This window comes from Streptomyces sp. NPDC007991 (assembly GCF_042958445.1).
Taxonomy (GTDB): domain Bacteria; phylum Actinomycetota; class Actinomycetes; order Streptomycetales; family Streptomycetaceae; genus Streptomyces.
Map to the genome: position 1 here is coordinate 265,397 of NZ_JBIBJD010000006.1, position 24,718 is coordinate 290,114.

The window sequence follows — 24,718 nt, forward strand, 5'->3', positions numbered from 1 at the left end:
TCGGGCGACTACGCCGTGGCGAGTACCTGGACGGTGTCGCCCAAGGTGTCCGCCACTTCCTTCCACTCGGTGAGGGAGATCGTCAGGGGTGGCAGGAGCTTCAGTACATGCCCCGACCCCGAGGTCTCGGCGACGACGCCGGCGCGGAACAACGCCTCGCGTATCCGCTCGGCCGCCTGGGGGGTGGGGAATCTCAGTCCGCTCATCGCTCCCTTGCCGACGACTTCGGCGGCACCCACCGGGAGGGCGTCGGTGATGCTCGCGAGGCTGGTGCGGATCGCGGCGGACAGTTCGGCGGCGTGGTCGGTGAAGTGCGGGTCGGCCCAGTGGTCCAGTGCCGCGGAGCCCGCCACGAAGGCGAGGTTGTGGCCACGGAACGTGCCGTTGTGCTCGCCGGGGGCCCAACGGTCGATCTCGCGCCGGATCAGCAGCGCCGCCATCGGCAGCCCCATGCCGCTGAGGGACTTCGACAGGCAGACCAGGTCGGGGCGGAGTTCGGGGGCGTCCTCGAAGCTGAAGAAGGTACCGGTGCGTCCGCAGCCCGCCTGGATGTCGTCCACGATGACCAACGTGCCGGTGGCGTCAGCGAGTTCACGGATCCGGGCCAGCCACGCGCGGGGCGCGGTGTGCAGTCCGCCCTCGCCCTGGACCGTCTCCAGCAGGACCGCGGCGGGCGGGGGCGTGGCCGCGCCCGGGCCGAGGGCGTGTTCCAGGGCGGTGAACGGATCGGGCTCGGCCGCGTCGCCGTACGGGAGGATCGTGACGTCGGTCAGGGGTACGCCCGCCGCGCCGCGCAGCAGCGGGGTGGTCGTGGCGGCGAGGGCGCCGAGGGACGCGCCGTGGAAGCCTCCGGTGAAGGCGATCACCTCGGTGCGCCCGGTGACCTTGCGGGCCAGCTTCAGGGCGGCCTCGACGGCGAGGGTTCCGGCCGGTCCGGGGAACTGGACGACGTGGTCGCCGAGGCCGCGCGGCTGGAGGACGAGGCCGGTGAACCGCTCCAGGAAGTCCGCCTTGGCCGTGGTGTGCAGGTCCAGCGACTGCACCGGGCCGCCGGCCGTGAGGTAGGCCGTCACCCGTTCGACGATCTCGGGCGGGTTGTGGCCGTAGTTGAGCGAGCCGGCCCCGCACAGCAGGTCCACATAGCGGCGCCCCGAGGTGTCCCACAGATGGTGTCCGGCGGCTCGTTCGAAGACCACCGGGAAGTTGCGGCAGTAGCTGCGTACGTTCGACTCGTGACGTTCGAACACCGTGAGGGGCGTCCGGTCGGTCTCGGTCATGTCAGCACGTACCTTTCATGTCGACGGTTCTCGTAACGCGTCGCGGGCCGACGTCATGTGCGGGGTCACTTGACCAGCACCGTTCCGTCACCGGGACGGTGGTCGCGGGAACGGCGCAGGTCGCTGAAGGCGAAGGTCCGCTGGAGCCAGCGGTCGCGGCCGTCGTAGCGCGGGGTGAACGCGGAACGGCCGTGCAGGGTGATCCGGTTGTCGACGACTGCGAGGTCTCCGGGGCACAGCAGCACCCCGGTGTACGTGCGGTGCGCCACCTCGGCCAGTTCGGCGAGGGCGGCCCGGCCCTCGGGGGTCACCGCCTTGGTGGCCGCCTCGTCGAAGCACCAGTCGGGGTCGTCCGGGTCGCCGGTGAGCACGGCGTGCGCGGTGCCCTCGCCGGCCGGGCCGAAGGACGGCGGTGCCTCGGTGATGTACTCGGGCCTGCCGAGCGCCTCCCGGGTGCCGGGTGTCAGCCGTGGCAGGACGCGTCGGGCGCAGCTGGTGCGCAGTTCGGCTGTGCCCTCATGGTCGGGGCGCAGGCACAGCAGCATGACGTAGTCGGGGCGGTGGGGGTGGAAGGCGTTCTCGGTGTGGAAGGTGAGTTCGACCGAGCCGACGTTGCCCTGGACGGTCTCCTGGCCGGGCACCGGCACGACGTCCTGGACGAGGGCGCCGGACTTCTCCGCCGCGAACGCGGCCGGGTCGCCAAGCCCGGCCGCGAACAGCAGCAGTGTCGCCGCGGACAGGGACGGGCCGCGCTGGACCGAGCCCTTCACCATGGGGGTGGGCGGCAGGTGCGCGGCACCGATGGGGAGGCTCCTGAGGACGAGGGCCCCGTCGGGGCCGGAATGCCTGCGGAACTCCCTGACGGTGCGCCGTATTTCGGCGGGGACGTCCTCCCAGACGTGCCGGGCGAGGGCCACCCATGCGGGGTCGTCGACCCGGTCGCCCGCCTGGTCCAGCAGTTCCGCCGCCACATGGCCGAACCGGGCCAGGGTGGAGGCGCCGTACCGCACCGTGCCGTCGGCGCTCGCCGGGGCGTACGGTGCCTGCGTCATGCCGACGCTGCTCACGTGCGTGCTCCCTTTCGTCCGCTGCGTCCGCGTCACTCGCCCATGGCCCGGACGAGGCTCTTGGGGCGCAGGTCGGTCCACTCGCGCTCGACGTACTCCAGGCAGGCGGTCCGGCTGTCCGGGCCGAAGACGGTGGTCCAGCCGGCGGGCACGGCGGTGAAGTCGGGCCACAGCGAGTGCTGGCCTTCGTCGTTGGCCAGGACCCGGTAGGTGCCGTCGGGGTTCTCGAAGGGGTTGGTCATGACGGGTCGGTGTTCCTTTCGGGAGCCGGGAGGCGCTTCGCCTCCCGGTGTGGGGAAGTCGGGCCACGGTTCCGCCCGCCTGTCCGGGCGGTGTGGCCGGTCATCAGGTCGATGAGGAGCGCGGCTCGCTCACCGTTCGACGAAGTCCCAGTAGCGGGAGATCGCGGCCTCGTCGATGTCCGGGATCGCGACCGCCAGCTCCCGCAGGCGCTGGAGCGTCCTGTCGTTCCCGAACTCCAGGGTCGGCTGCTGTGGGTCCGGTGCGTTCCTCGCGTGCTCTTCGAGGTACGCCTGGTAGGGCAGGATCGGCAGGTCCTGTCCCCGTTCGCTCGCGCGCCGCAGACGGTGCAGCCACACGGTGAGCGGGACCGGTTCGCAGACCGTCCCACGCATCCGGTCGTAGACGCTCATGAAGACACCGGCTCCGATCCTGCGCGGGTGGTGGAGGTGATGCACACGGGCGGTTCCCGTCCCGGTCACGATCAGCCCCACGACAGCGCGGGCCAGGACATCGACGGGGAGCAGCGCTTCCTCCAGATCCGGTCCGACCGGGTAGCAGCCGAGCGCGGCGCAACTGGTGAGCAGTCGGGAGAACATGTCGTCCTGACTGACGGCACCGGTCGAGGTATGCGTCCAGATGCGGCCGAGCCGGTGGATGCCGCCGGTGGCCCCCCGCTCGAAGGCACGCTCCACGAGCCGGTCCGCGACCCATTTGCTCGCCGTGTACCCGCTGGCGAAGGGGTGTTTCTGACCGTCGATCGGTGAATCCTCCGTGACCAGCCGGAAGTCCTCGCCGGGCCTGAACACACCGAGGGTGGAAAGGTGGTGAAACGCCTTCGGCCGGCCTTCGGCGGCCAGGCGCAGCAGGGTCCGGGTGCCCTCCACGTTGGCCGGTTTCAGCCGGGTGTACGGCGAGAGGTGATGGACGTGTGCGCCGCTGTGGACGATCGTGTCGACCCGCTCGCGCAGCCTCGCCCAGTCCGCGGGTTCGAGGCCGAGGTCCGCTGCCGCCAGGTCCCCCCGGACGACATTCAGCCGCGGATCGTCCGGCGTCGTCCCGAGGTCGATGGCGTAGCGCCGCAGGGCCCCGGTCAGCCGCTCGCCCGCCTCGGCGTCGGTCCGCGCACGGACGAGGCAGTGCACCCGCGCCGATGTCCGGTGCAGCAGCTCGGCCAGGAGGAAGGCTCCGACGAACCCCGTGGCCCCGGTCAGCAGAATCTCTTCAGGAGCACCGGCATACGGGCCGGCGGGGGATGTGCCGGACCGGAAGCGCAGGGCGGGACTCAGCTCGGTTTCCGAGTCCGGCACCCACGACGAAGCCTGCGGGCCACCCTCCGTGAGGCGGCAGGCCAGTCCCGCCGGGGTCGGTGCTTCGAGAAGCGCCGACAGGCTGAAGCGGACCGCCAGCTTCTCACCGATCCGGCCGACCAGACGGACGGCAAGCAGGGAGTGACCGCCCAGCGCGAAGAAGTCGTCGTCGGCGGAGACCTCCGGCACCCCCAGCACCTCGGCGAACAGCCCGCACAGCAGGGTTTCCGTTTCAGTCCGCGGCGCCCGGCCGGTACCGGCGGCGGTGTCCGGCGGGGCGGGCAGCGCCCTGCGGTCGAGCTTGCCGTTGGCGTTCAGCGGGATCGCGTCGACCTCGACGAACGCGGACGGTACGAGGTGGGTGGGGAGGACGGTGGCGAGCCGGGCCTTCAACTCATCGGCCGCCAGCGGCGTTTCGGTGACGACGTACGCCACCAGCCGCTGGTCGCCCGGACGGTCCTCGCGGGCGATCACGGCGGCCCTTGCCACCCCGTCGAGCGCGGTCAGCGCGGTCTCGATCTCGCCGGGCTCGATCCGGTAGCCCCGGATCTTGACCTGGTCGTCGACGCGTCCGGCGTACTCCAGCACCCCGGCACGGTTCCAGCGGGCCCGGTCGCCCACCCGGTACATCCGAGTGCCGGGCGGACCGTACGGGTCGGCGACGAAGCGTTCGGCGCTCTGGCCGGGACGGCCGGCGTAACCACGGGCGAGGCCGGCGCCGGCGAGGTACAACTCGCCCCACACTCCGTCGGGGACGGGCTGCAGGTGGTCGTCGAGCACGTAGACGCGCGCCCCCGCGATGGGGCGGCCGATGGGCACCGGCCCCGCTCCGAGGTCGTCGTCCGGTTCGAGCCGGTGGACGACACAGCCGACGGTCGCCTCCGTGGGACCGTACTCGTTGATCACCACGGCCTTGGGGTGCCGCTCACGCCACGCCTGGAGGGCGGTGCCGTCGAGTGCCTCGCCGCCGATGACCAGGTTCCGGGCGTCGCCGGCGCGGTCGGGCAGCGACTGAAGCAGCCGTAGATGGCTCGGGGTGACCTTGAGCAGGTCGGGGGTGGGTGTGTCCTCGTCCAATTCCCCGAACCGCACCCGGCCGCCCGTGATCAGCGGCGTGAACAGCGTGGTCACCGGCATGTCGAAGGCGAGGGAGGTGTGGACCAGGGATTCGCCCGCGGCGGCCGGGTACATCGCCGCGGCCTCGCTCAAGTAGGCGGCGAGCGAGCCGTGTTCGACGACCACTCCCTTCGGGCGGCCCGTCGATCCGGAGGTGTAGATCAGGTAGGCGGCCTGGCGGGGATGGACCCGCACGCCCGGGTCGCCGTCCGCGCCGGTGCACGGTGCTGCGGCGAGCGCGTCCTCGTCGAGCACGATCGCCGCGCCCGCGTCGGCGACGAGGGCGTCGATCCGCGCCTGCGGGTTGGCCGGGTCGATCGGCAGGTAGGCGGCCCCGGTCTTCAGGACCGCGAGCAGCGCCACGACGACCTCCGGGCGGCGCGGCAGGACCACGGCGACGACGGTCTCCGGTCCGGCCCCGAGCGCGACCAGGTGCCGGGCGAGCCGGTTGGCGCTGCGGTTCAGGGCGTCGTACGTCAGCTCCGTACCGTCGGAGAACTCCGTATCGTCCGCGACGACGGCCACGGCGTGCGGGGTGCGCGCCGCCTGTGCCTCGAACATCTCCGGCAGCGAGGCCTCGGGCAGTGACGCTGCGGCGCCGCCCCGCCCGGTGAGCGCGTCGTGGCGTTCGGCGGAGGTGAGCAGGGGCAGGGCGTGCAGGGGGCGTGCCGGGTCGGCCGTCACCTCCTGAAGCAGACGCAGATAACGGGCGGCGACGCTCTCGGCGGTGGCGCGGTCGAACAGGTCCGAGGCGTACTCGACCCACCCGGACCAGCCGCTCTCACCGCCTTCACTGTTCTCGACGAACATCAGCGACAGGTCGAACTTGGCCCGGTCGCCCGGCACCTCCCCGACGGTCACCTCCAGTCCGGGGAGCGTGGGGGCGACTGTCTCCTGATTCACCGTCAGCATGACCTGGAACAGCGGGTGCCGGGAGCGCGAGCGCGCCGGGTTGAGGACCTCGACCAGCCGCTCGAAGGGCACGTCGGTGTGGTCGTACGCGGCCACGTCCGCCGCTCGCACACGGTCGAGGAGTTCCTCGAACGTGGGGTCGCCGGAGGCGTCGACGCGCAGGACCAGCGTGTTGGCGAAGAGCCCGACGAGGTCTTCGAGCACGGTGTCCGGGCGGCCCTCGACGGGCGTTCCGAGCACGATGTCGTCACCGGCGCCGAGTCGCTTCAGCAGGGTGACGAGCGTGGCGTGGAGCACCATGAAGGCGCTGGCGCCCCGGTCCCGGCCGAGCGCGTCGACACGGCGGCGCAGTGCGGCCGGCACCGTGAAGGGCACCGTGCCACCGCGCGGGGAGGGGACGGCCGGCCGGGGCCGGTCGGTGGGCAACTCGATCTGTTCGGGGATCCCGGCCAGCTCCCTCGTCCAGAAGTCGACCCGGTCGGCGGGCAGTTCCCGCTCCCACAGCGCGTAGTCGGCGTACTGAACGGGCAGCGCGGCCCAGTCGGGGGCGCGGCCCGCGAGTCGGGCGGCGTAGGCCGTGGAGAGGTCCTCGGCGAGAGGCCGCATGGACGCGCCGTCGCCCGCGATGTGGTGCAGGAGGAGCAGCAGGGCGTGTTCGTGCTCACCGTCGGTGAACAGCTCGGCGCGGATGGGCAGTTGCCGGTCGAGAGAGAAGGGCATCCGGGCGGCCTCCGCCACCCCTGTGGCGAAGTCGGCCGGGTCGAACGACCGGATCGCGAAGCGCGGTTCGGTGTCGACGACGACCTGGTGCGGTCCGTCCGGCCCTTCGGCGATCACCGTGCGCAGCACTTCGTGGCGCCGGACCAGGTCGCCGAAGGCGTCGCGCAGGGCGTCCCTGTCGAGGGTTCCGGTCATCCGCAGGACGACCGGGATGGTGTACGTCTGCGCCTGGCCGTCGAGCCGGTCGAGGAACCACATCCGCCGCTGCGCTGCCGACAGGGGCACCCGCTCGGGCCGTTCACGCGGGACGAGCGCAGGCCGCGGGGCCTGCGTCGGCCGTCCCGACAGCAGCTCGGCAAGTCCGGCGACGGTCGCGTGCTCGAAGACCTCCCGGATGGACAGCTCGGCGCCCAGGTCGGCCCGGACGCGGTTGACCAGGCGTGCGACGAGCAGGGAGTGGCCGCCGAGGCGGAAGAAGTCGTCGTCGGCGCCCACGGCGGGCACGCCGAGGACGGCCGCGAAGAGGTCCGCCAGGCGCCGCTCCATGCCCTCGGCGGGCGGTCGGCCCGAGCCCTCGGGCTTGAGGTCCGGAGCGGGCAGCGCCTTGCGGGCGATCTTGCCGTTGGCTGTGAGCGGCAGGGCCTCCAGCACGACGAACGCGGCGGGGACCATGTAGTCGGGCAGGGCCCGCGCGGCCGCCGCGCGCAGTGCGGCCGGGTCCGCCGGACAATCCGCTTCCGGCACCACGTAGGCGACGAGGCGCTTGTCGCCGGCCGTGTCCTCGCGGACCACCACAGCGGCGGCGTCGATGCCGGGCCGGCCCGTCAGGACGGCCTCCACCTCGCCGAGTTCGATGCGGAAGCCGCGGATCTTCACCTGGTCGTCCACGCGGCTGACGAACTCCAGCAGTCCCGCGGCCGTCCAGCGGGCCAGGTCACCGGTGCGGTACATCCGGGATCCGGGCGGGCCGTACGGGTTGGCGACGAAGCGTCCGGCGGTCAGCCCGGGGCGGCCGTGGTAGCCGCGGGTGACGAGGTCGCCCGCGACGTACAGCTCGCCGGGGGTGCCGACGGGTGCCGGGCGCAGCAGGGTGTCCAGCACGTACATCTGGGTGTTCCAGGCAGGGGTGCCGATGGTGATGACGCCGGGCGGCACGGGGTCGCCGGGGTCGATGCGGAACAGGCTGCATCCGATGGTGGTCTCGGTGGGGCCGTACTCGTTGAGGACGGTCACCCCGGGGTGCCGGGCGCGCCAGGCGTCCAGCACGTCGCCGAGCAACGACTCGCCGCCAAGGACGAGTTGGCCCTCCGGCGAGTACTTCTCGGGCACCGCGCCGAGCAGGTGGAGATGGCTGGGGGTGGCCTTGACGAAGTCGGGCCGGGTGACGTGGGCGTCCGGGTCGGGTCCGCTGGACGTCCAGCGGACCAGTTCCACGGTGCCGCCGGAGATCAGCGGGCCGAACATGCCGGTGGCGGTGAGGTCGAAGGAGACCGGGGAGTGCACCAGGACACGGCGACGCAGGCTCGTGTACTCGGCCGTCGCCCACGACAGGTAGGCGACGAGCGAGCGGTGCTCGACGACGACCGCCTTGGGGCGCCCGGTCGAGCCCGAGGTGAAGATGACGAACGCCGCGTGCTCGGGCCGACGGACCACTTCGGTGAGCGGGACGGACGGCTGTTCCTCGATCGCCGGATCGTCCGCCAGAACGACGGCGGCGTCCGTCAACGGCCGTACCAGACCCGCGAGTTCGGCAGTGGTGACGACCGCGACCGGTGCGATGTCGCTCAGCATGAAGGCGAGCCGCTCGGCCGGGTGCGCCGGGTCCAGCGGCAGATAGCCGGCCCCTGTCTTCAGAGCGGCCAGCAGAGTCACCGGGATGTCCTCGCAGACCGGGATCAGTACGGCGACGTACCGCTCCGGGCCGGCACCCAGGCCGGTCAGCTGCCGGGCCAGCCGGTTGGCTCGGGCGTCGAGTTCGGCGTACAACAGCTCGGTGGTGCCGAAGACGACCGCGGGGGCGTCCGGTGTACGGGCCACCTGGCCTTCGATCAGGTCGGTGAGGGTCTGCGCCGGCACCTCGTGGCCGGTGGCGTTCCAGTCGGTGAGCAGCAGGCGCCGCTCGTCCTCGTTCACGACGTCGAACTCCCCCACGGGGCGGCCGGGTTCGGCGATGACGTCGGTGAGCAGCCGGGTGAAGCGCTCCGCGATCCGCGCGGCCGAGTCGCGGTCGAACAGGTCGGTGGCGAACTCCAGGAGTCCGCTCACCCCGCCCTCGGGCCGCTCCGTGAGGAAGAACGACAGGTCGAACTTGGCGGCCGGCGAGGCGACCGGCTGTACGTGCGCCGACAGGCCGGGCAGTTCGACGGCGAGGTCGAGGGCCGTCTGCTGGTCGGCGTTGTTGAAGTTCAGGCCGGTCTGGAACAGCGGGTGCCGGGCGGTTGAGCGCGCCGGGTTGACCGCTTCCACGATCCGCTCGAACGGTACGTCCTGGTGGGCGTAGGCGGCCAGGTCGGCGGCCCGCACCCGGCGCAGCACCTCGGTGAAGTCGGGGTCGCCGGTGAGGTCGGTGCGCAGGACGAGGTTGTTGGCGAAGTAGCCGACCAGGGGTGCCAGGGCGTCGTCCGCGCGGCCCGCGACGGGCGAGCCTACGACGATGTCGTCGCCCGCGCCCAGCCTGTGCAGCAAGGTGGCCAGGGCGGCGTGCACGACCATGAAGACGGTCGTGTGGTGCTCGCGGGCGAGCCGGACCAGGGCCTCGTGGACCTCGGGTCCGACGGTGAAGGGCACCGTGTCGCCGCGGTGGGTGGGGACGGCGGGCCGGGGCCGGTCGAAGGGCAGCTCCATCTGCTCGGGCAGCCCGGCGAGCGTGGCCCGCCAGTGGTCGAGCTGCCGGTTAAGGACGCTCCCCGGGTCGTCGGACTCCCCCAGGGTCTGCCGCTGCCACACCGCGAAGTCGGCGTCCTGGACGGGCAGTCGGTCCCAGCCGGGTTCCTCGCCCTGGCTCCGGGCCGCGTAGGCGGTGGCGAGGTCGCGGGCGAGCGGGGCCATGGAGGCGCCGTCGCCGGCGATGTGGTGCAGGACGAGGAGCAGGACGTACGCGCTCTCACCCAGGTCGAACAGAGTGGCCCGCAGCGGCGGTTGGGTGGTGAGGTCGAACGGGGTGCGGACGGCCTCGGCCAGTCGGGCGGCGAGCCCCTCCTCGCCGACGCCCACCACGCTCAGCGGCGGCACCGACGGCAGCACCACCTGGTGGGGGCCGTGTGCGTCCTCGGCGAAGACCGTGCGCAGGGCCTCGTGCCGCGCGGCCAGGTCGTCCAGGGCGGCGGTGAGCGCGGTCACGTCGAGGTCGCCGCTCAGGCGTAGCGCGACCGGCAGGTTGTACGTCGAGGACGGGCCCTCGAAGCGGTGCAGAAACCACAGTCGCTCCTGGGCGTACGACAGCGGCAGGCGCCCCTCGCGCGGCTGGGCCGTGATGCCGGTGCGGCGCAGTCCGCTCCGGCCGAGCCGAGCTGCGAGCTTCGCCACGGTCGTCGCCTCGAACAGCACCGACAGCTCGATGTCGACGTCCAGGGCGGCGCGGATACGGCCGGCCAGCCGGGTGACCAGGAGGGAGTGGCCGCCGAGCGAGAAGAAGTCGTCGTCGATCGACACCTCGGGCACGCCGAGCACCTCGGCGAACAGGCCGCACAGGATTTCCTCCTGCGGGGTACGCGGCGCTCGCCCGCCGGTGTGGGCGAGGTCGGGGACCGGCAGGGCCCTCCGGTCGAGCTTGCCGTTCGGGGTGAGCGGCAGCTCCTCAAGGGTGAGGATCTGGGCCGGGACCATGTACTCGGGCAGCCGGGCGGCGAGCCGGTCGCGGATGTCGTCGGCGGGGTCGAGCGGGGCGCTCGGGTCGGCGGGGACGACGTAACCGACGAGCCACTGGCCGTGGACGGCCGCGGCGGCCTGGGCGACGGCAGGGTGGTCGGCCAGCGCGTCCTCGATCTCGCCGAGTTCGACCCTGAAGCCGCGGAGCTTGACCTGGTTGTCGGCGCGGCCCAGGTACTCCAGCTCGCCGTCCGCCGTCCAGCGGGCCACGTCGCCAGTGCGGTACATACGGGATCCGGGCGGCCCGTAGGGGCTCGCGACGAACCGTTCGGCGGTCAGGGCGGGCCGGTCGAGGTAGCCGCGGGCGAGCTGGACGCCCTCGCAGTACAGCTCGCCGGGCACGCCCGGCGCGACGGGGGCCAGGTCGGCGTCGAGCACGTACATGCGGGTGTTGGCAACGGGGCCGCCGATCAGCACGGTCTCGGTGTCCGGGCCGGCCGGCCAGGTGGTGACGTCGACGGCCGCCTCGGTCGGGCCGTAGGCGTTGAGGAGCACGGCGGCCTCGTTCTCCGCGTCCTCGTGGAAACGGCGGACCAGCTCGGCGGGCAGGGCCTCGTCGCCGGAGACGACCAGGCGGACCGAGTCCGGCAGCCGGGTCTCGGCGAGGTAGGCACCCAGCATCGAGGAACTGAGGTGGACGATGCCGACGTGCTCCTCGCGTATCAGCCGCTCCAGGTAGAGCGGGTCGCGATGGCCGTCGGGGCGGGCGACGACGAGGGTGCCACCGTGGGTGAGGGTCCAGAAGACCTCCCACACCGACACGTCGAAGCTCACCGGGGTGGACTGCAAAACCCGCTCGGCGGGCGTCAGTTCATGGTCGCTCTGCATCCACCACAGGCGGTTGGCCATGCCCGCGTAGGTGTTGACAGTGCCCTTGGGGCGGCCGGTGGAGCCGGAGGTGTAGATGACGTAGGCGGCGTTGTCGCCGTGGACGGGAACGTCCGGGTTCTCCGTCGCCGATCCACTGTCGGGCGCGATCCGGTCGAACCCGTCCACGTCCCGGTCGGAGATGAGCAGGGTCGCGTCGGAGTCGTCGAGGATGTACGTGATCCGGTCGGCGGGATAGCCGGTGTCGATGGGCACGTACGCGGCGCCCGCCTTGATCACCGCCCACAGCGCCACGATCAGGTCCACCGAGCGCGGCAGCATCACCGCGACCCTCGACTCGGGGCCGACGCCCCGGTCGCGCAGGGCGTGCGCGAGGCGGTTCACGCGGGTGTTGAGTTCGCCGTATGTGACGCGCTCGCCCTCGAAGAAGACGGCCTCGGCGTCCGGGTCCTGCGCCTCGAAGCGCTCCACGATCGAACGCGGGTCGTCCCACGCGAGGTCGGTGGCGTTCCAGCCGTGCAACACCAGGTCGCGGTCGTCGGCGCCGAGCACGTCCACCTGGGACAGCCGCTGTCCGGGGTCGGCGGTGACGCCCTCCAGGACGCGTACGAAGCGGGCCGCGAAGCTCTGCGCCGTCCGGCGGTCGTACAGGTCGGTGGCGTACTCCAGACGGCACAGCAGCCCGCCGTCCTCGTGGACGTGGCAGTCGAAGTGCACGTCGAACTTGGCGGTGCCGCTGGTCACCGGGCCGGGGTCGGCGGTGACGCCGGGCAGGTCGAAGCGGGCCTCGGTGAGGTCGAGCCAGGCCAGCATGACCTGGAAGAAGGCGTGCCGGGAGCGGGAGCGTTCCGGGTTGAGCTCCTCCACGAGGCGCTCGAACGGCACGCCCTGGTGGGCGTACGCGGCCAGGCCCGTCTCGCGGACGCGGACCAGCAGTTCCTCGAAGGTCGGGTCGCCCGAGGTGTCCATGCGGTAGACGAGGGTGTTGATGAAGACGCCGACCACGTCGTCGAGCACCGAGTCGGGCCGGTCGGCGATCACACCGCCGAGCGGGATGTCCTCTCCCGCGCCGAGCCGGGTCAGCAGCAGGGACACGGCGGCCTGGAGGATCATGAACGGGGTCGTGCGGGTACGGCCGGCGAGGTCCAGCATCCGCTGGTAGAGCTCCGCGTCGACGGGGAACTCCACGTGGTCGCCGCGGTGTGTGGCCACGGCCGGGCGGGGCCGGTCGCCGGGGAAGGTGACCTCGGGCGGGAGGCCGTCGAGGTGCTCCTTCCAGTAGTCGATCTGGCGCGGGAGGTCCGCCGCGAGCGTCTCGCGCTGCCAGATCGCGAAGTCCGGGTACTGAACGGTGAGTTCGGGGAACCGGGGTGCGTCACCGTCGAGCCGGGCCCGGTAGGCGGCGGACAGGTCCTCGGTGAGGGGCCGCAGCGAGGCTCCGTCGGTGGCGATGTGGTGCACCACGAGGAGCAGGACGTGGGTGTCCGGTCCGGTCGGGTAGAGCGTGGCCCGCAGGGGCAGGTCGCGGGTGAGGTCGAAGGGGCGGGCGGCGGAGGCGGCCAGGTCGGGGGCGGGGCCCGCGTCCCGTACGACTTCCATGGTGAAGCCGGTGTCCGGGGGCAGGACGATCTGGTGCGGGCCGTCGGCGTCCTCCGGGTACAGGGTGCGCAGCGCCTCGTGCCGGGCGACCAGGTCGGCGAGCGCGGCACCGAGCGCGTCCGCGTCGAGCGGGCCGGTGAGCCGGACCTGGATGGGGATGTTGTACGTCCCCGAGGCGCCCTGGAGCCGCTGGAGGAACCACATGCGTTCCTGGGCGAACGACAGCGGGACGCGGCCGGGCCGCTCCTCGGCCGTGATGCGCTTGGCCTGCGGGGCCAGCCGGGTCAGCCGTTCGGCGACGCCGGCGACGGTCGGCCCGGCGAAGACGTCTCGCAGGGACAGGTCGACGCCGAACTCGTCGCGGACGCGGTGGACGAGGCGGATCATCAGGATCGAGGTGCCGCCGAGCGCGAAGAACTCGTCGTGCACGCCGACCCGTTCGACGCCGAGCACGTCGGCGACGATGGCGCACAGCCTCTGCTCCTCGGGCGAGCGGGGATCGCCGCCCGTGGCGGTGGCGGCGGCCTTCGCGGGAGCGTCTGCCGTACGGACGCCGGTGACCAGCAGCCGGTCCTCCTCGCTCACGGCGGTCAACTCACCGGCTGCGACGTTTGGTTCGGCTGCCACGCTGCCGAGCAGGCCGGCCAGGTGGTCGGCGACGCGTGCGACGGCCGACGCGTCGAAGGCGCCGGCGAGGTAGGAGAACCTCAGCCTCAGCCGTTCGCCGGGGAAGACGGACAGGCTGACCGGGTAGTGGGTGCGCTCGACGAGGTCGGCGTGGGCCAGGCGCAGTCCGCCGGCTTCGATGCCGTCGTCCATCGGGTAGTTCTCGAACGCGACGATGGTGTCGAACAGCGCGTCGAAGCCGGAGGCACGTGTCAGCTCCGCCAGGGAGGCGTGTTGGTGGGCGTCGAGCGAACGCTGCTCGCGCTGGATCCGGGCCAGCAGGGCGGTCAGGGGCTCGTCGGGGTCGATCCGCACGCGGACCGGCAGGGTGTTGACGAACAGCCCGACCATCGACTCCGCGCCGGGAAGCTCGGGCGGGCGCCCGGAGACGGTCGCGCCGAACACGACGTCGTCACGGTCGGTGAAGCCGCTCAGCAGCAGGGCCCACAAGCCCTGTACGACGGTGTTCAGGGTGAGCCGGCGCGCACGGGCGGTCGCCGACAGGGCCTCGGTCAGCGCCTCGGACAGAACCAGTTCGTGGACGTCGTGGCCGTCGGAAGCGCGGTCGGCGGGGGCGAGCAGGGTGGGTGCGGTCAGGCCGGCGAGGTGTTCGCGCCACGCCTCGGCGGAGGCCTCCTGGTCCTGCCCGCGCTGCCAGGCCAGGTAGTCGCGGTACGGGGCGGCCGGGGGGAGTTCGGCGCCGCCGTACAGGCTGAACAGGTCACGTACCAGCAGCGGCAGGGACCAGCCGTCCAGCAGCAGGTGATGGTGGGTCAGGACGAGACGGTTGCCGAGGGCGGTGAACCGCAGCAGGGGCGGCCGTACGACGCTGAAGCCGCGCGCCCGGTCGCGGGCGAGGAACGCCTCCACGTCGTCCTCGTCGCGCTCCTCCCACGGCACCTTGACGTCGGCGGGGACGACCTGGACGGGGGCGCCGGCCGAGCGGCTGCGGAAGGCGGCGCGCAGGTTGGGGTGGCGGTGCAGCAGCGCGGTGGCGGCGTTCCTCATCCGCTCGGTGTCGAAGCCGCCGTCGATCTCCAGGACGAGCTGGCCGACATACGGGTCGTCGGGCTCGTACAGCGCGAGGAAGAGCAGGCCCTCCTGGAGCGGGGAGAGCGGCAGCACGTCGGTGGCGCCGCGGAACCGATCCAGTTCGTCCTGGGTGATCCGGACGAGCGGTACGTCGGAGACGGTGAGTCCGCCTCGCGTGTGGACGGCGAGTTCGGCCAGGGCCGCGGTCCATGCCTCGGCGAGGGCGCGGACCTCGGTCTCCGTGAGGACGCCCGAGGGGTAGGTCCACTCGGCGGTGAGCTCGCCGTCGCGGACGTGGGCGTCGATCTGGAGGGCGTGGGTGAGCGCGAGGCCGTCGTCGGCGAGCAGTTCCACGGCCGTCGCGTCGTCGGCGAGGCGCCAGCCGCCGAGGTCAGTTGCGTCCAGGCGGCCAAGGTAGTTGAAGGAGATCTGAGGTGCTGGCAGGCCGGTGAGGCGGTCGCGGAGCAGGTCGTGGCCGCGGCCCCCGTGCGGGACGGCGCGGAGCTCCTCCTTGGTGCGCTTGAGCAGGGCGGGGCCGGTCTCGCTGCCGGCGGCGAGGCGGACCGGGTGGATGCGGGTGAACCAGCCGACGGTGGTGGACAGGTCCATGCCGTCGGGCAGGTGGTCGCGGCCGTGGCCCTCCAGGTCGACCAGGACCGGCCCCTCGCCCCGGTGGCGCTGTACGGCGGCCGAGAGCGCGGCGAGCAGGATGTCGTCCGGGGTGGCCCGGTAGGCGGCCGGCAGCGTGGTCAGCAGGGTGCCGGTGAGGTCCGTCGGGACGGTGACGGTGATCGAGCGGGCGGTGCCGTGGACGTCCTGGGCCGGGTCGAGGGGGCGGGCGCCGAGGACGGGTTCGGGGGTGGACAACAGGTCGGTCCACAGCGGGAGTTCGTCGTCGGGAGCCTGGAGGTGGCCGGCCCAGTGGCGCAGGGAGGTTCCGGCCGGGGACAGGTCGCCGTCCGCGAGGGCGTGCGCGAGGTCGGTCAGCAGGATGCGCCAGGACACGCCGTCCACGACCAAGTGGTGGAGGACGAGCAGGAGCCGCCCGGACTCGAACCAGACGGCCCGGACCATCGCGCCGTCCTCGGGCGACAGTGCGCGACGGGCGGCCTCCTTGTGCGCGGCCACGTCGTCGTCCTGGGCGCGGGTCAGGCAGTCCTCGGCCCGTACGGCGCCCACGGGCCGGATGTGCCGGCCGCGCATGCGCAGGGCGTCGTGCCGGTCGAGGACGCGCTGGAGAGCCGTGCCGAGGCGCTCGTACGACAGGCCGGGTCCGGTGGTGAGGAGGAGGGACTGGGCGAACCCGGCGGTGGGGCCGCCGCGTTCGGCGAGGCGCCGGGCCATCGGTGTCTCGGGGAGCTCGCCGACCGGGTCGTCCTCGACGAGAGCGGGCGCCGGTGCCGTGGTCGCCGCGGTGGCGAGGCGGGCGACGGTCGGGTGGTCGAAGACGTCCTGGGGAGTGAGGTGGAGGCCCTGGCGGCGGGCGCGGCTGACGAGCTGGATGGCGTGGATGCTGTCAGCGCCGAGGGCGAACAGGTCGTCGTCCACGCCCAGTTCGGGGCGGTTCAGCAGGTCGGCGGCGAGGGCGTGCAGGGTGTGCTCGGTGGTGGTGCCGGGTGCGCGTCCGCTGACCGGCCGGACCGGGGCGGGCAGGGCGCGGCGGTCGATCTTGCCGTTGGGGGTGACCGGGATCGACGGCAGGACGTGGACGCCGACGGGAACCATGTGGGCGGGCAGCAGGGTCGCCAGGCGGGTCCGGGGATCGGTCTGCGGGGTGCCGGTCACATAGCCGACGAGCTGCCGGGCTCCCGCCGCCGAGTCGTGGACGAGGACCACGGCCTGCTCGACGCCGGGCACCGCGGCCAGCACGGCCTCGACCTCGGCGGGTTCGACCCGCTGACCGTTGATCTTGATCTGGTCGTCGGCGCGTCCGACGAACTCCAGGTCGCCGTCGGCCCGTCGGCGCACGAGGTCGCCGGTGCGGTACATACGGGTGCCGGCCGGGCCGTGGGGGTCGGCGACGAAGCGCTCGGCAGTCGGGCCGGGGCGGTCGAAGTAGCCGCGAGCGAGCTGGACGCCCGCGAGGTACAGCTCGCCGGCGACACCGTCCGGGACCGGCTGGAGAGCCGGGTCGAGCACGTAGGCACACGAGTTGTGGGTCGGCGTGCCGATGGTGACGGGCACGCCGGGGGCGCAGGCGTGGGAGGTGGCGGTCACCGAGAACTCGGTGGGGCCGTAGGAGTTGTGGAGCTCGGCGCCGCACTCGCGGTGGAAGCGCTCGGCGAGCCCGGCGGGCAGGGCCTCGCCGCCGCAGCTGACCATGCGCAGCGAGTCGGTGGGCAGGTACTCGTCGAGGAACGGGCCGAGCATCGCCGGCACGAAGTGGATGACGGTGACCCGCTCGTCACGGACCAGTCGGGCCAGATAGGCCGGGTCGCGGTGGCCGTCGGGGCGGGCGACGACGAGGGTCGCGCCGCGGGTGAGGGTCCAGAACACCTCCCACACCGACACGTCGAACCCGACCGGCGTCTTGTGCACGACCCGGTCCGCCGGGGTCAGCCGGTACTCGTCCTGCATCCAGGCCAGCATGTTGGCGATGCCGGCGTGGGTGACGACGGTGCCCTTGGGGCGGCCGGTGGTGCCCGAGGTGTGGATGACGTACGCGGCGTGGTCCCCCCGCAGGGCGACGCCGGGGTTCGTCTCGGGCTCGCCCTCGCCGAGGGACCGCACGTTCTCCTCGTCGATGACGAAGGACGTACGGGAGTCGGCGAGGACATACGCAATCCGGTCGGCGGGGTAGCCGGTCTCGACGGGCACGTACGCCGCACCGGACTTCACCACCGCCCACAGCGCGACGATCAGGTCGAGCGAGCGCGGCAGTCGCACGGCCACCCGCGACTCCGGTCCGACGCCGCGTCGGCGCAGGGCGTGCGCGAGGCGGTTCACGCGGGCGCCCAGTTCGCCGTACGTCAGCCGCTCGCCCTCGAAGACGACGGCCTCGGCGGCCGGGTCCTGTTCCTCGAACAGCTTCACCAGCGAGCGCGGGTCGGTCGCGCGGTCGGTGGTGTTGTGGGCGTGGAAGGTCTCCCGCTCCGTGTCGTCGAGCAGGTCGAGGGCGCCGATGGGCAGCTCGGGGTGCTCGGTGGCGCTGGTGAGGAGGCGGGTGTAGCGGTCGCGGTGGGCGGCGGCCGCCTCGGGGGTGAAGCGGCCGGGGTGGGCGTTGACGGTGAGCGCGATGCCGTCGCCGGCCTCCGGGTCGCCGTACGCGTGCAGGGCGAGGTCGCGGACGGGGCCGGAGGCCAGCTGGTGTGCCTCGGCCTGGAGGGGCCCGAAGGGCAGGCGGGCGGCGGCGAAGGAGAGGACGTTCAGGGACGGGCCGTTCAGGGTGCCCGGGTGGGCGGTGGCGGCGAGGTCATGGCGGAGTTCGTCGTGCGGGTAGCGCTGGTGGCGGCTCGCCTCGGCCAGTCGGGCGGCGACGCGGTCCAGGAGTTCGGCGAAGGTGGTGGAGCCGTCGACGGGTATCCGCAGCGGGACGTCGTTGACGAGCATGGCGGGTGTCGCCAGGGCCTGCGGGCTGAGGCGGGCGGCCATGAAGACGCGCACGAGGACGTCGTGGGCGCCGGTGACGCGGTGAGTGTGGGCGGCCATGGCGGCGATCACCGGCAGGGACCAGCGGGACCCGGCGAGCCCGCGCACCCTGAGCACGGTGTCCTCCGGCAGGCGACCGGTCGCGCCGGGCAGGCTGGGCGCGAGCCCCGTGGCTCCGTGGCCCAGCTCGGTGGACTCCGGCAGGTCGGCGAACTCCCGTTGCCAGTAGGCGCCGTCGCGCTCGTGGCGGGCGGAGCCGAGGTAGGCGTTCTCCTCGGCCAAGACCTCGCGCAGGGTGCCGAAGCCGCTCGGGGGCGGCTGCTCGCCCGCCGCGAGGGCCGTGTAGAGCTCCAGCACTCGGCGGCAGTGCAGGACCTGTCCGTAGCCGTCGAGGAGGATGTGGTGGTAGCGGAAGTGGAACCAGTGCCGGTCCGGGCCGAGGCGCAGCAGGGTGTGGCGGAACAGCCGGTCGCCGGTGAGCGGGACGGGGCGGGACTGGTCGGCGTCGATCCATGCGCGGGCGGCGGCTGCCGGGTCGGGCTCGCCGCTGAGGTCCAGGTACCCCAACTCCCCCGTGACGGACGGGTCGACGACCTGTCGCGCCGCTTCACCGCCCTCGTCGCCGTCGCCGTCGTCGCGGAAGCGTACTCGCAGCGCCTCGGTCTCGGCGACGGCCTGCTCGACCGCGCGGATCAGCGGGGCGCGGTCCACGGGGCCGGGGACGTCGTAGTAGATGCCGCAGGTGTACAGGGGGCTGTCGGGGGCGAGGCGCTGGGCGACCCACACCCCTTGCTGGGCCGCGGTGAGCGGTAGCGCAGTGTTCATGGTCAGGCCCGCTTCTCGCTCGTGCGTGCCGCCGCGGACTGCCCGCCGAGCAGTTCGGACAGGGCCTGGCTCAGCGCATCGATCGTCGGGTGGTCCCAGGTCAGGGCGTCGTCGACGGTCACCTCGAACTCGTCCTCGATGTCGGCCGTGATGGCCAGCGCCGTCAGGGAGTCCAGGCCGTAGTCGGCCAGCGGCACGGACGTGTCGATGTCCTCCGGCGAACGGCGCAGATAGGTCGCCACGCGCTCGGTCAGCCAGGTGTGCGCGTCACGGTTGCCAGCGGTCATGTGGGGGGTTCACTTTCTTGAGCGGAGGATGAGGAGCAGGCCGGGGAGCGGGGCGGCAGGGCGCGCCCGTGAGGGCGAGCATGTGCCGGACCGCGTCAGGGCCTGAGGTGGCCGGTGGCCTCAGACGGCGAGTGGTCTCGCGGTCAGGCCGAAGGAGCGGCCAGCGTCACGGCGGTTCAGGAGTTCCGTGAGGAACGTGTCCTCGACCTGGGCGGGCAGCGGGCCCGGCCGGTGCGGCCCTCGGGCCGAGCGGTGCAGGGCCGCGCGCAGCCAGGCCGGGTCGGCGAGGAAGGTCCCTGGCTCGGCGTGCCGCCAGACCTGGACGCACGCGGTCCGTGACAGCAGGCGGACGTACCGGGTGACGAGGTCGTAGTACTCGGGGCGGGCGTCGACACCGAGCTCCACCGGCGACAACTGGCCGCACGCACCCGCCAGATCGGCCAGTTCCGCGCGATCGGCGACGATGACGTCCCGCAGGTCGGCGTGCTCGGGCGCCCAGGGCGCGTCGACAAGGGCGTGCAGCGAACCGGCGATCGGGTCGCGGCCCGCGGCGTGCAGGGCCAGTCGGTCGTACGGCAGCGGCGGCAGCGGCTCCGCGAGGGCGTACAGGTCGGCGGGGGTTGGTGTGCCGGGCCGGTCCCAGGTGCGGCGGGCCAGCAGGGGAAGCTGCGGGAGCAGGCTCATCTGGCAGGCGGCGCGGGCGATGTGCCCGAAGCCGACGGGGGCGAGGTCGCGCAGCAGCTTCTGGAACAGCGCGGTGGGGCCCTCGCGCAGATAGAAGTGGGCGCCGAGGAGTTCCGCGAGCCGGTCCATGGCTTCCAGGAGCAGTCGGGACACCTCGAATTTGACCGCGGAGGCGTATACGCTCGCCGAGCCGGGCACCAGGTGCAGCGCGCGGGCACCGACCGCGCCGAGCGCCTCGGCACGCAGCAGGTCGGCGAAGACGCCGGCCAGCACCGATCGGACGTGCGGGAGGCTGGTGGCGGGGCCTCCGTAGAGCCGGCGCCGGGTGAGGTGGTCGACGGTGAGGCGCAGTCCGGTGTCGAGGATGCCGGTGGCCATCGCGGGCAGGACCGTGCGGGTGATCTGCAGGGCCTTCAGGGCCGTCTCCAGTCCGGAGCCGACCGGGCCGAGGACCGCGGAGGCCGGCACGGGCAGGTCGTCGAAGCGCAGCCCGCCGAGCTGGACTCCGCGCATGCCCACGGTGCCGAAGCGCGGCAGATCGGTCAGGCGGGCGGGGTCGGCGCTCGCGCGGTCGACGAGGACCAGGGAGTGGCTGCGCGGGCCGGAACCGGGGTCGGTGCGGGCGAGGACGACCATGGCGTCGGCGCGCGCGATGTTGGTGACGACCTCTTTGCGGCCGCTCAGACGCAGGCCGTGCGGTGTGGCGGTCGCTTCGAACTCCGTGCCGGCCATGTCGTTGCCGTGCGCCAGTTCGTGGAAGGCGATGGCGATACGCCGGCCCTCCAGGAGCAGACGGGCGGCATGCCCGGTCTGCTGTTCGTCGCCCACGGTCCACAGGGTGACCGAGGCGATGAGAGAGCTGGCCCCGTAGCCGAGGCCGAGCGCGGGGTCACGTCGGTAGAGCACGCGCATGACCTCGGCCAGGTGATCGGCCCGCTCCAGCCGGCCGCCCAGCCCGGGTGGTACGAACTCTGCGTTCAGCCCATAGGAGTCCAGCAGTGACTCTCCGGCGGCGAGCATCTCGGCACGCTCGTCGGCGGCGAGGATGGCGGCCGCACCGGCGGGATTGGCCGGATCAAAGAGGGCGCCGAGCAAGTGCTCCAGTTCGTCGGCGCGCTTGGGTGCGAGGCCTGTCGTGATGGTCATACGGCACCTCCCCACAGGGTGAACTCCCGTGCGGGCGTGTCGAGTACGACGTCGGCCAGCGCGCCGAACACGTCGCTGTCGTCCTCGCCGACCAGGGAGGTCAGACAGGCCCGCAGCCACAGACCGTCGGTGCCGAGCCGTCCCGTGCGCAGCGGCGGGTTCTCCAGCCACAGCTGCAGGCAGGCGGCAGCGGCGTAGGCGCGTTCGTAGCGCTCGGCGAGGCCGAAGGCGGTGCTCGGCAGTCCGCCCGTCATCGGCACGAAGTCCGCCGACTCCTTCTCCAGCAAGGCGAGTTCGTCGAGCATCCGGGCGATGGGCCGGCCCGCCTCCGGTGGCCCTTCCTCCTCCATGCGCGCCGCCGTGCCCGGCAGCATCTGCACGGCGCTGCATCCCGTGGCGGATCGCAGCGTCAGCCGGTGGCGGTCGAACGGGGCCAGGGGGGTGGTGAGGTCGGCGGCTGCTCGCAGGCCCTCGACGTCCCCGCGGCGGCGGCTCAACTGGCGTGCCAGACGCGGCATCTGGTTGAGGAGGGCGGCGCGGTTGACGACGGTGCTGCCGTCGAAGATCGCGCAGATGCGGTGGTCGCGCTCCAGCTTGGCGAAGCCGCCGCCGGGCGGCGAGGTGAGGAAGCCGCGCACGCCGAGGAGTTCACCGAGGTAGGTGAGGGTCTCCTGGGTGAGTGTCGGGACGTATGCCTTGCTGAGGGCGGAGATCGCGCTCAGTTCGCCGGGCAGGGTGTGCACCGAGCGGGCGGAGAGCAGGCTCACGGCCTCGACGGTCAGTGCGGCGGCGGCCGCCCGGCCGAGGATGCGCCGTACGTGCGGGACGTCGGCGAGGCGGCGGCCGTACAGCTCGCGTCCCGTGGCGAAGTCGCGGGCCAGCCGCAGGGCGTGGTCGGCGGCGCCGAGGGAGAGCGCGGTGCAGGCGATCCGGGTGAGCTGGAGCGTCTTGAGGACCACGGCGATCCCGTCGCCCTGCTCACCGATGAGGGCGTCGGCCGGCACTGGGGCGCCGTCGAGGGCGAAACCGCTGATGTCGGCGCCGCGGATGCCGTGCGTCCGGATCTTCGGCAGGTTGCGCCAACTACCGTCCGGCAGCTTTTCCTTGTCCACGAGGAAGAGGCTGAAGCCGCGTGAGCCGCCCGCGGGGTCGGTGCGGGCGAGGGCGCAGGCGAGGGTGGAGCGGGAGGCGTTGTTGATGAGCCACTTCTCGCCGGTGAGCCGCCAGCCGCCACCCGCTGCGTCCGCGTCTGCGTCCACACTCACGTCCGTGTCGGCCACTGCGGCGAACTCGCTCGCCAGCAGGTCGGCCCCGTGGTCGCGCTCGGTCAGCCCCCAGCAGACCGCCTCGCCGGCACGTACGCGCTCGGCGAGCCGGGCGGCCTGGTCCGGCGTGCCGGCCACCCACACCGGGGCGGCCCCGAGGAACGTCTTGCCGTGCGCGATGGCCACGGTCAGGTCGCGGCGGGCGACGGCGCGCAGCAGCCGTACCGTCCGGCTGAAGTCGCCGTCCGGGGTGAGGACGTAGTGGGCGGGCAGCCCTGCCTCGTCGAGGAGGCGGACGGCGCCGTCGGGGAACTCCTCGCGGTCGTCGAGTTCGGCGAGCTCGTCGGGGGCGAAGACGTCGTCCTCGTGGGTGGCGAGCAGGGTCTCCAGGTCGGCCGTGGTGGTCATCGTGCGGTCACCCCCCGCCGGTGGTCGGTGAGGGCGGCGGTGAGCAGTGGGTCCTCGGCGAGGTGCAGGGTGTCCAGTTCGCCGGCGAGGTAGAGGGCCCGCATCGCGGAGCGCTGCACCTTGCCGCTGGTGGTGCGCCGAACGCCGGCGGGCCTGACGAGGGCGACGGTCGCGACCGGTACGCCGAACTCGCGGGCGATGGTCTGCTTCATGTCGACGGCGATCTCGCCGAGCCGTTCGGCGCCCCAGTGGGCGCGGATCTCGTGCACCGCGACGATCGCGGGGGCGGTGTCCACGCCGTCGTCGTGCCCGACCATGAAGGCGGCCCCGTGCAGGCCTTCCAACTCCTCGTGCTGGGAGCGCAGTTCGTACTCGATGTCCGCGGGGTGCAGATTGCGTCCGTGCAGGACGAGGACGTCCTTGCGGCGGCCGGTGATGTACAGGTCGCCGTCGAGCAGGCCGCCGAGGTCGCCGGTGCGCAGGAACGGGCCGCGTCCGTCGCTGGTGCGGGCGTGGAACGTGCCGTTGGTGGCGTCGTCGTTCTCCCAGTAACCGGCGGTGACGCAGGGGCCGTCGAGCCAGATCTCACCGATGCGGCCGTCGGGCAGGGCGTCGCCGGTGTCGGGGTCGACGATCAGCACGTCGGATCCGCTCGGTGCCCCGCATCCGACGAGGACGCGGGTCGGCTGTGTGCCGGTGGCCGGCCGCAGATGCCGGTTCTCCAGGGCGGCGGCGTCGACCTCGGTGCGCAGGGGTGGCCGCCCGGAGGTTCCGGAGACCATGAGCGTCGCCTCCGCCAGGCCGTACACGGGGATCAGCGCCTCGGGGCGCAGTCCCGCGGCGGCGAACCGTTCGGTGAAGGCGGTGACCACGTCGGCCCGGACGGGCTCGGAGCCGTTGGCGGCCTTGAGCCGGGACAGGTCGAGCGTGGCGAGCTGCTCGTCGGTGACCCGGCGTACGCACATCTCGTAGCCGAAGTCGGGTGCGGCGGTGAAGGTGACGTCGCATGCGTCCAGCATGCGCAGCCAGTGGTAGGGGCGACGCAGGAAGGACATGGGGTCCATCTGGACGTACCCCTCCCCGCACAGGAGGCCGGGCAGCATCAGGCCGATCAGCCCCATGTCGTGGTACAGGGGGATCCAGCCGCCGTACGTCGTGCTGCTGTCGTTGCCGAACATGCGGACCATGCGGTCCACGTTGGCGATCAGGTTGCCGTGGGTGACCATGACGCCCTTGGGGTCGCCGGTCGAACCGGAGGTGTACTGGAGCAGGGCCAGAGTGTCGGGCGACACCTCGGGAGCGGTCCAGGCGTCCGGGTCTGCGTCCCCGGCGTCGGTCGCGTGGCAGACCACCCCGACGACGCCCTCCTCGGCGATCCACTTCTCCACGTCGGGCAGATCGCTCCGCTGGGTCAGGACGACATTCACCCCCGCGTCGCGGGCGATGGCGGCGAGTCTGCGGCGCTCGTGCCGGTAGCGGCCCGGCAGCGGGGCGGGCACCGCGATGACGCCGGCGTAGACACAGGCGGAGAAGGCGGTGGTGAACTCGATTCCAGGGGAGTAGAGGAGCAGCGCTCGGTCCCCGGCGGAGAATCTGGTCTGGAGCCATGAAGCAATGCGCCGGGAATGCAGATCAAGTTCTGCACGATCGCGCACTTCACATTGTATTTCGCTGAATTCTGAGACGAAGGTCACAGCAGGCCGCTGCGGATTGCGCGCCGCCCGCTCCCTCAAGAGCGCGAGTAATTCTTGCACGCTGAAAACCGTACGCGATCGCCTCTCCGATCGAGCGGGTAGAAGGTGAAAAAATCGTAAAGCAAGATCATCGAATGTTCAAGCAATTTTTAGGGTCTCGTGATCGACGAGAGTCACCAGTGGGCGT

At 72.7% G+C, this 24,718-nt stretch carries 8 protein-coding genes; all 8 read right to left on the reverse strand.

The genetic code is table 11. The features are described 5' to 3' along the window. Positions 1-8: 8 nt before the first annotated feature. The 8 genes from ACFZDA_RS18890 to ACFZDA_RS18925 all read right to left on the reverse strand — a co-directional run bounded on the left by ACFZDA_RS18890 (position 9) and on the right by ACFZDA_RS18925 (position 24,591). Positions 9-1,277, reverse strand: coding sequence for a diaminobutyrate--2-oxoglutarate transaminase (locus tag ACFZDA_RS18890; protein ID WP_391082347.1), 1,269 nt, complete (start codon positions 1,275-1,277; stop codon positions 9-11). A 65-nt stretch (positions 1,278-1,342) separates the two neighbouring features. Further along, the gene (locus tag ACFZDA_RS18895; RefSeq protein ID WP_391082349.1) at positions 1,343-2,344 is read right to left on the reverse strand and encodes a TauD/TfdA family dioxygenase; all 1,002 of its coding nucleotides are present in this window, start codon (positions 2,342-2,344) and stop codon (positions 1,343-1,345) included. 32 nt (positions 2,345-2,376) lie between these two features. Beyond that, on the reverse strand, positions 2,377-2,586 hold the full coding sequence (locus tag ACFZDA_RS18900) for an MbtH family protein (RefSeq protein ID WP_152173466.1): 210 nt from the start codon (positions 2,584-2,586) through the stop codon (positions 2,377-2,379). Positions 2,587-2,715: 129 nt separating this feature from the next. After that, the gene (locus ACFZDA_RS18905; RefSeq protein WP_391082352.1) at positions 2,716-19,047 is read right to left on the reverse strand and encodes an amino acid adenylation domain-containing protein; all 16,332 of its coding nucleotides are present in this window, start codon (positions 19,045-19,047) and stop codon (positions 2,716-2,718) included. Between the two features lie 2 nt (positions 19,048-19,049). Beyond that, positions 19,050-19,334, reverse strand: a complete 285-nt coding sequence (locus tag ACFZDA_RS18910; protein WP_391082355.1) for a phosphopantetheine-binding protein — start codon at positions 19,332-19,334, stop codon at positions 19,050-19,052. A 120-nt stretch (positions 19,335-19,454) separates the two neighbouring features. Next, positions 19,455-21,164, reverse strand: a complete 1,710-nt coding sequence (locus ACFZDA_RS18915; protein ID WP_391082359.1) for an acyl-CoA dehydrogenase family protein — start codon at positions 21,162-21,164, stop codon at positions 19,455-19,457. Next, positions 21,161-22,837: an acyl-CoA dehydrogenase family protein gene (locus ACFZDA_RS18920; protein WP_391082362.1), complete on the reverse strand. Its 1,677-nt coding sequence runs from the start codon at positions 22,835-22,837 to the stop codon at positions 21,161-21,163. Before ACFZDA_RS18920 ends, ACFZDA_RS18915 begins: the two co-directional genes overlap by 4 nt. After that, entirely contained in the window at positions 22,834-24,591 is a 1,758-nt protein-coding gene (locus ACFZDA_RS18925; RefSeq protein WP_391082365.1) for an AMP-binding protein, read from the reverse strand. Before ACFZDA_RS18925 ends, ACFZDA_RS18920 begins: the two co-directional genes overlap by 4 nt. Positions 24,592-24,718 lie beyond the last annotated feature (127 nt).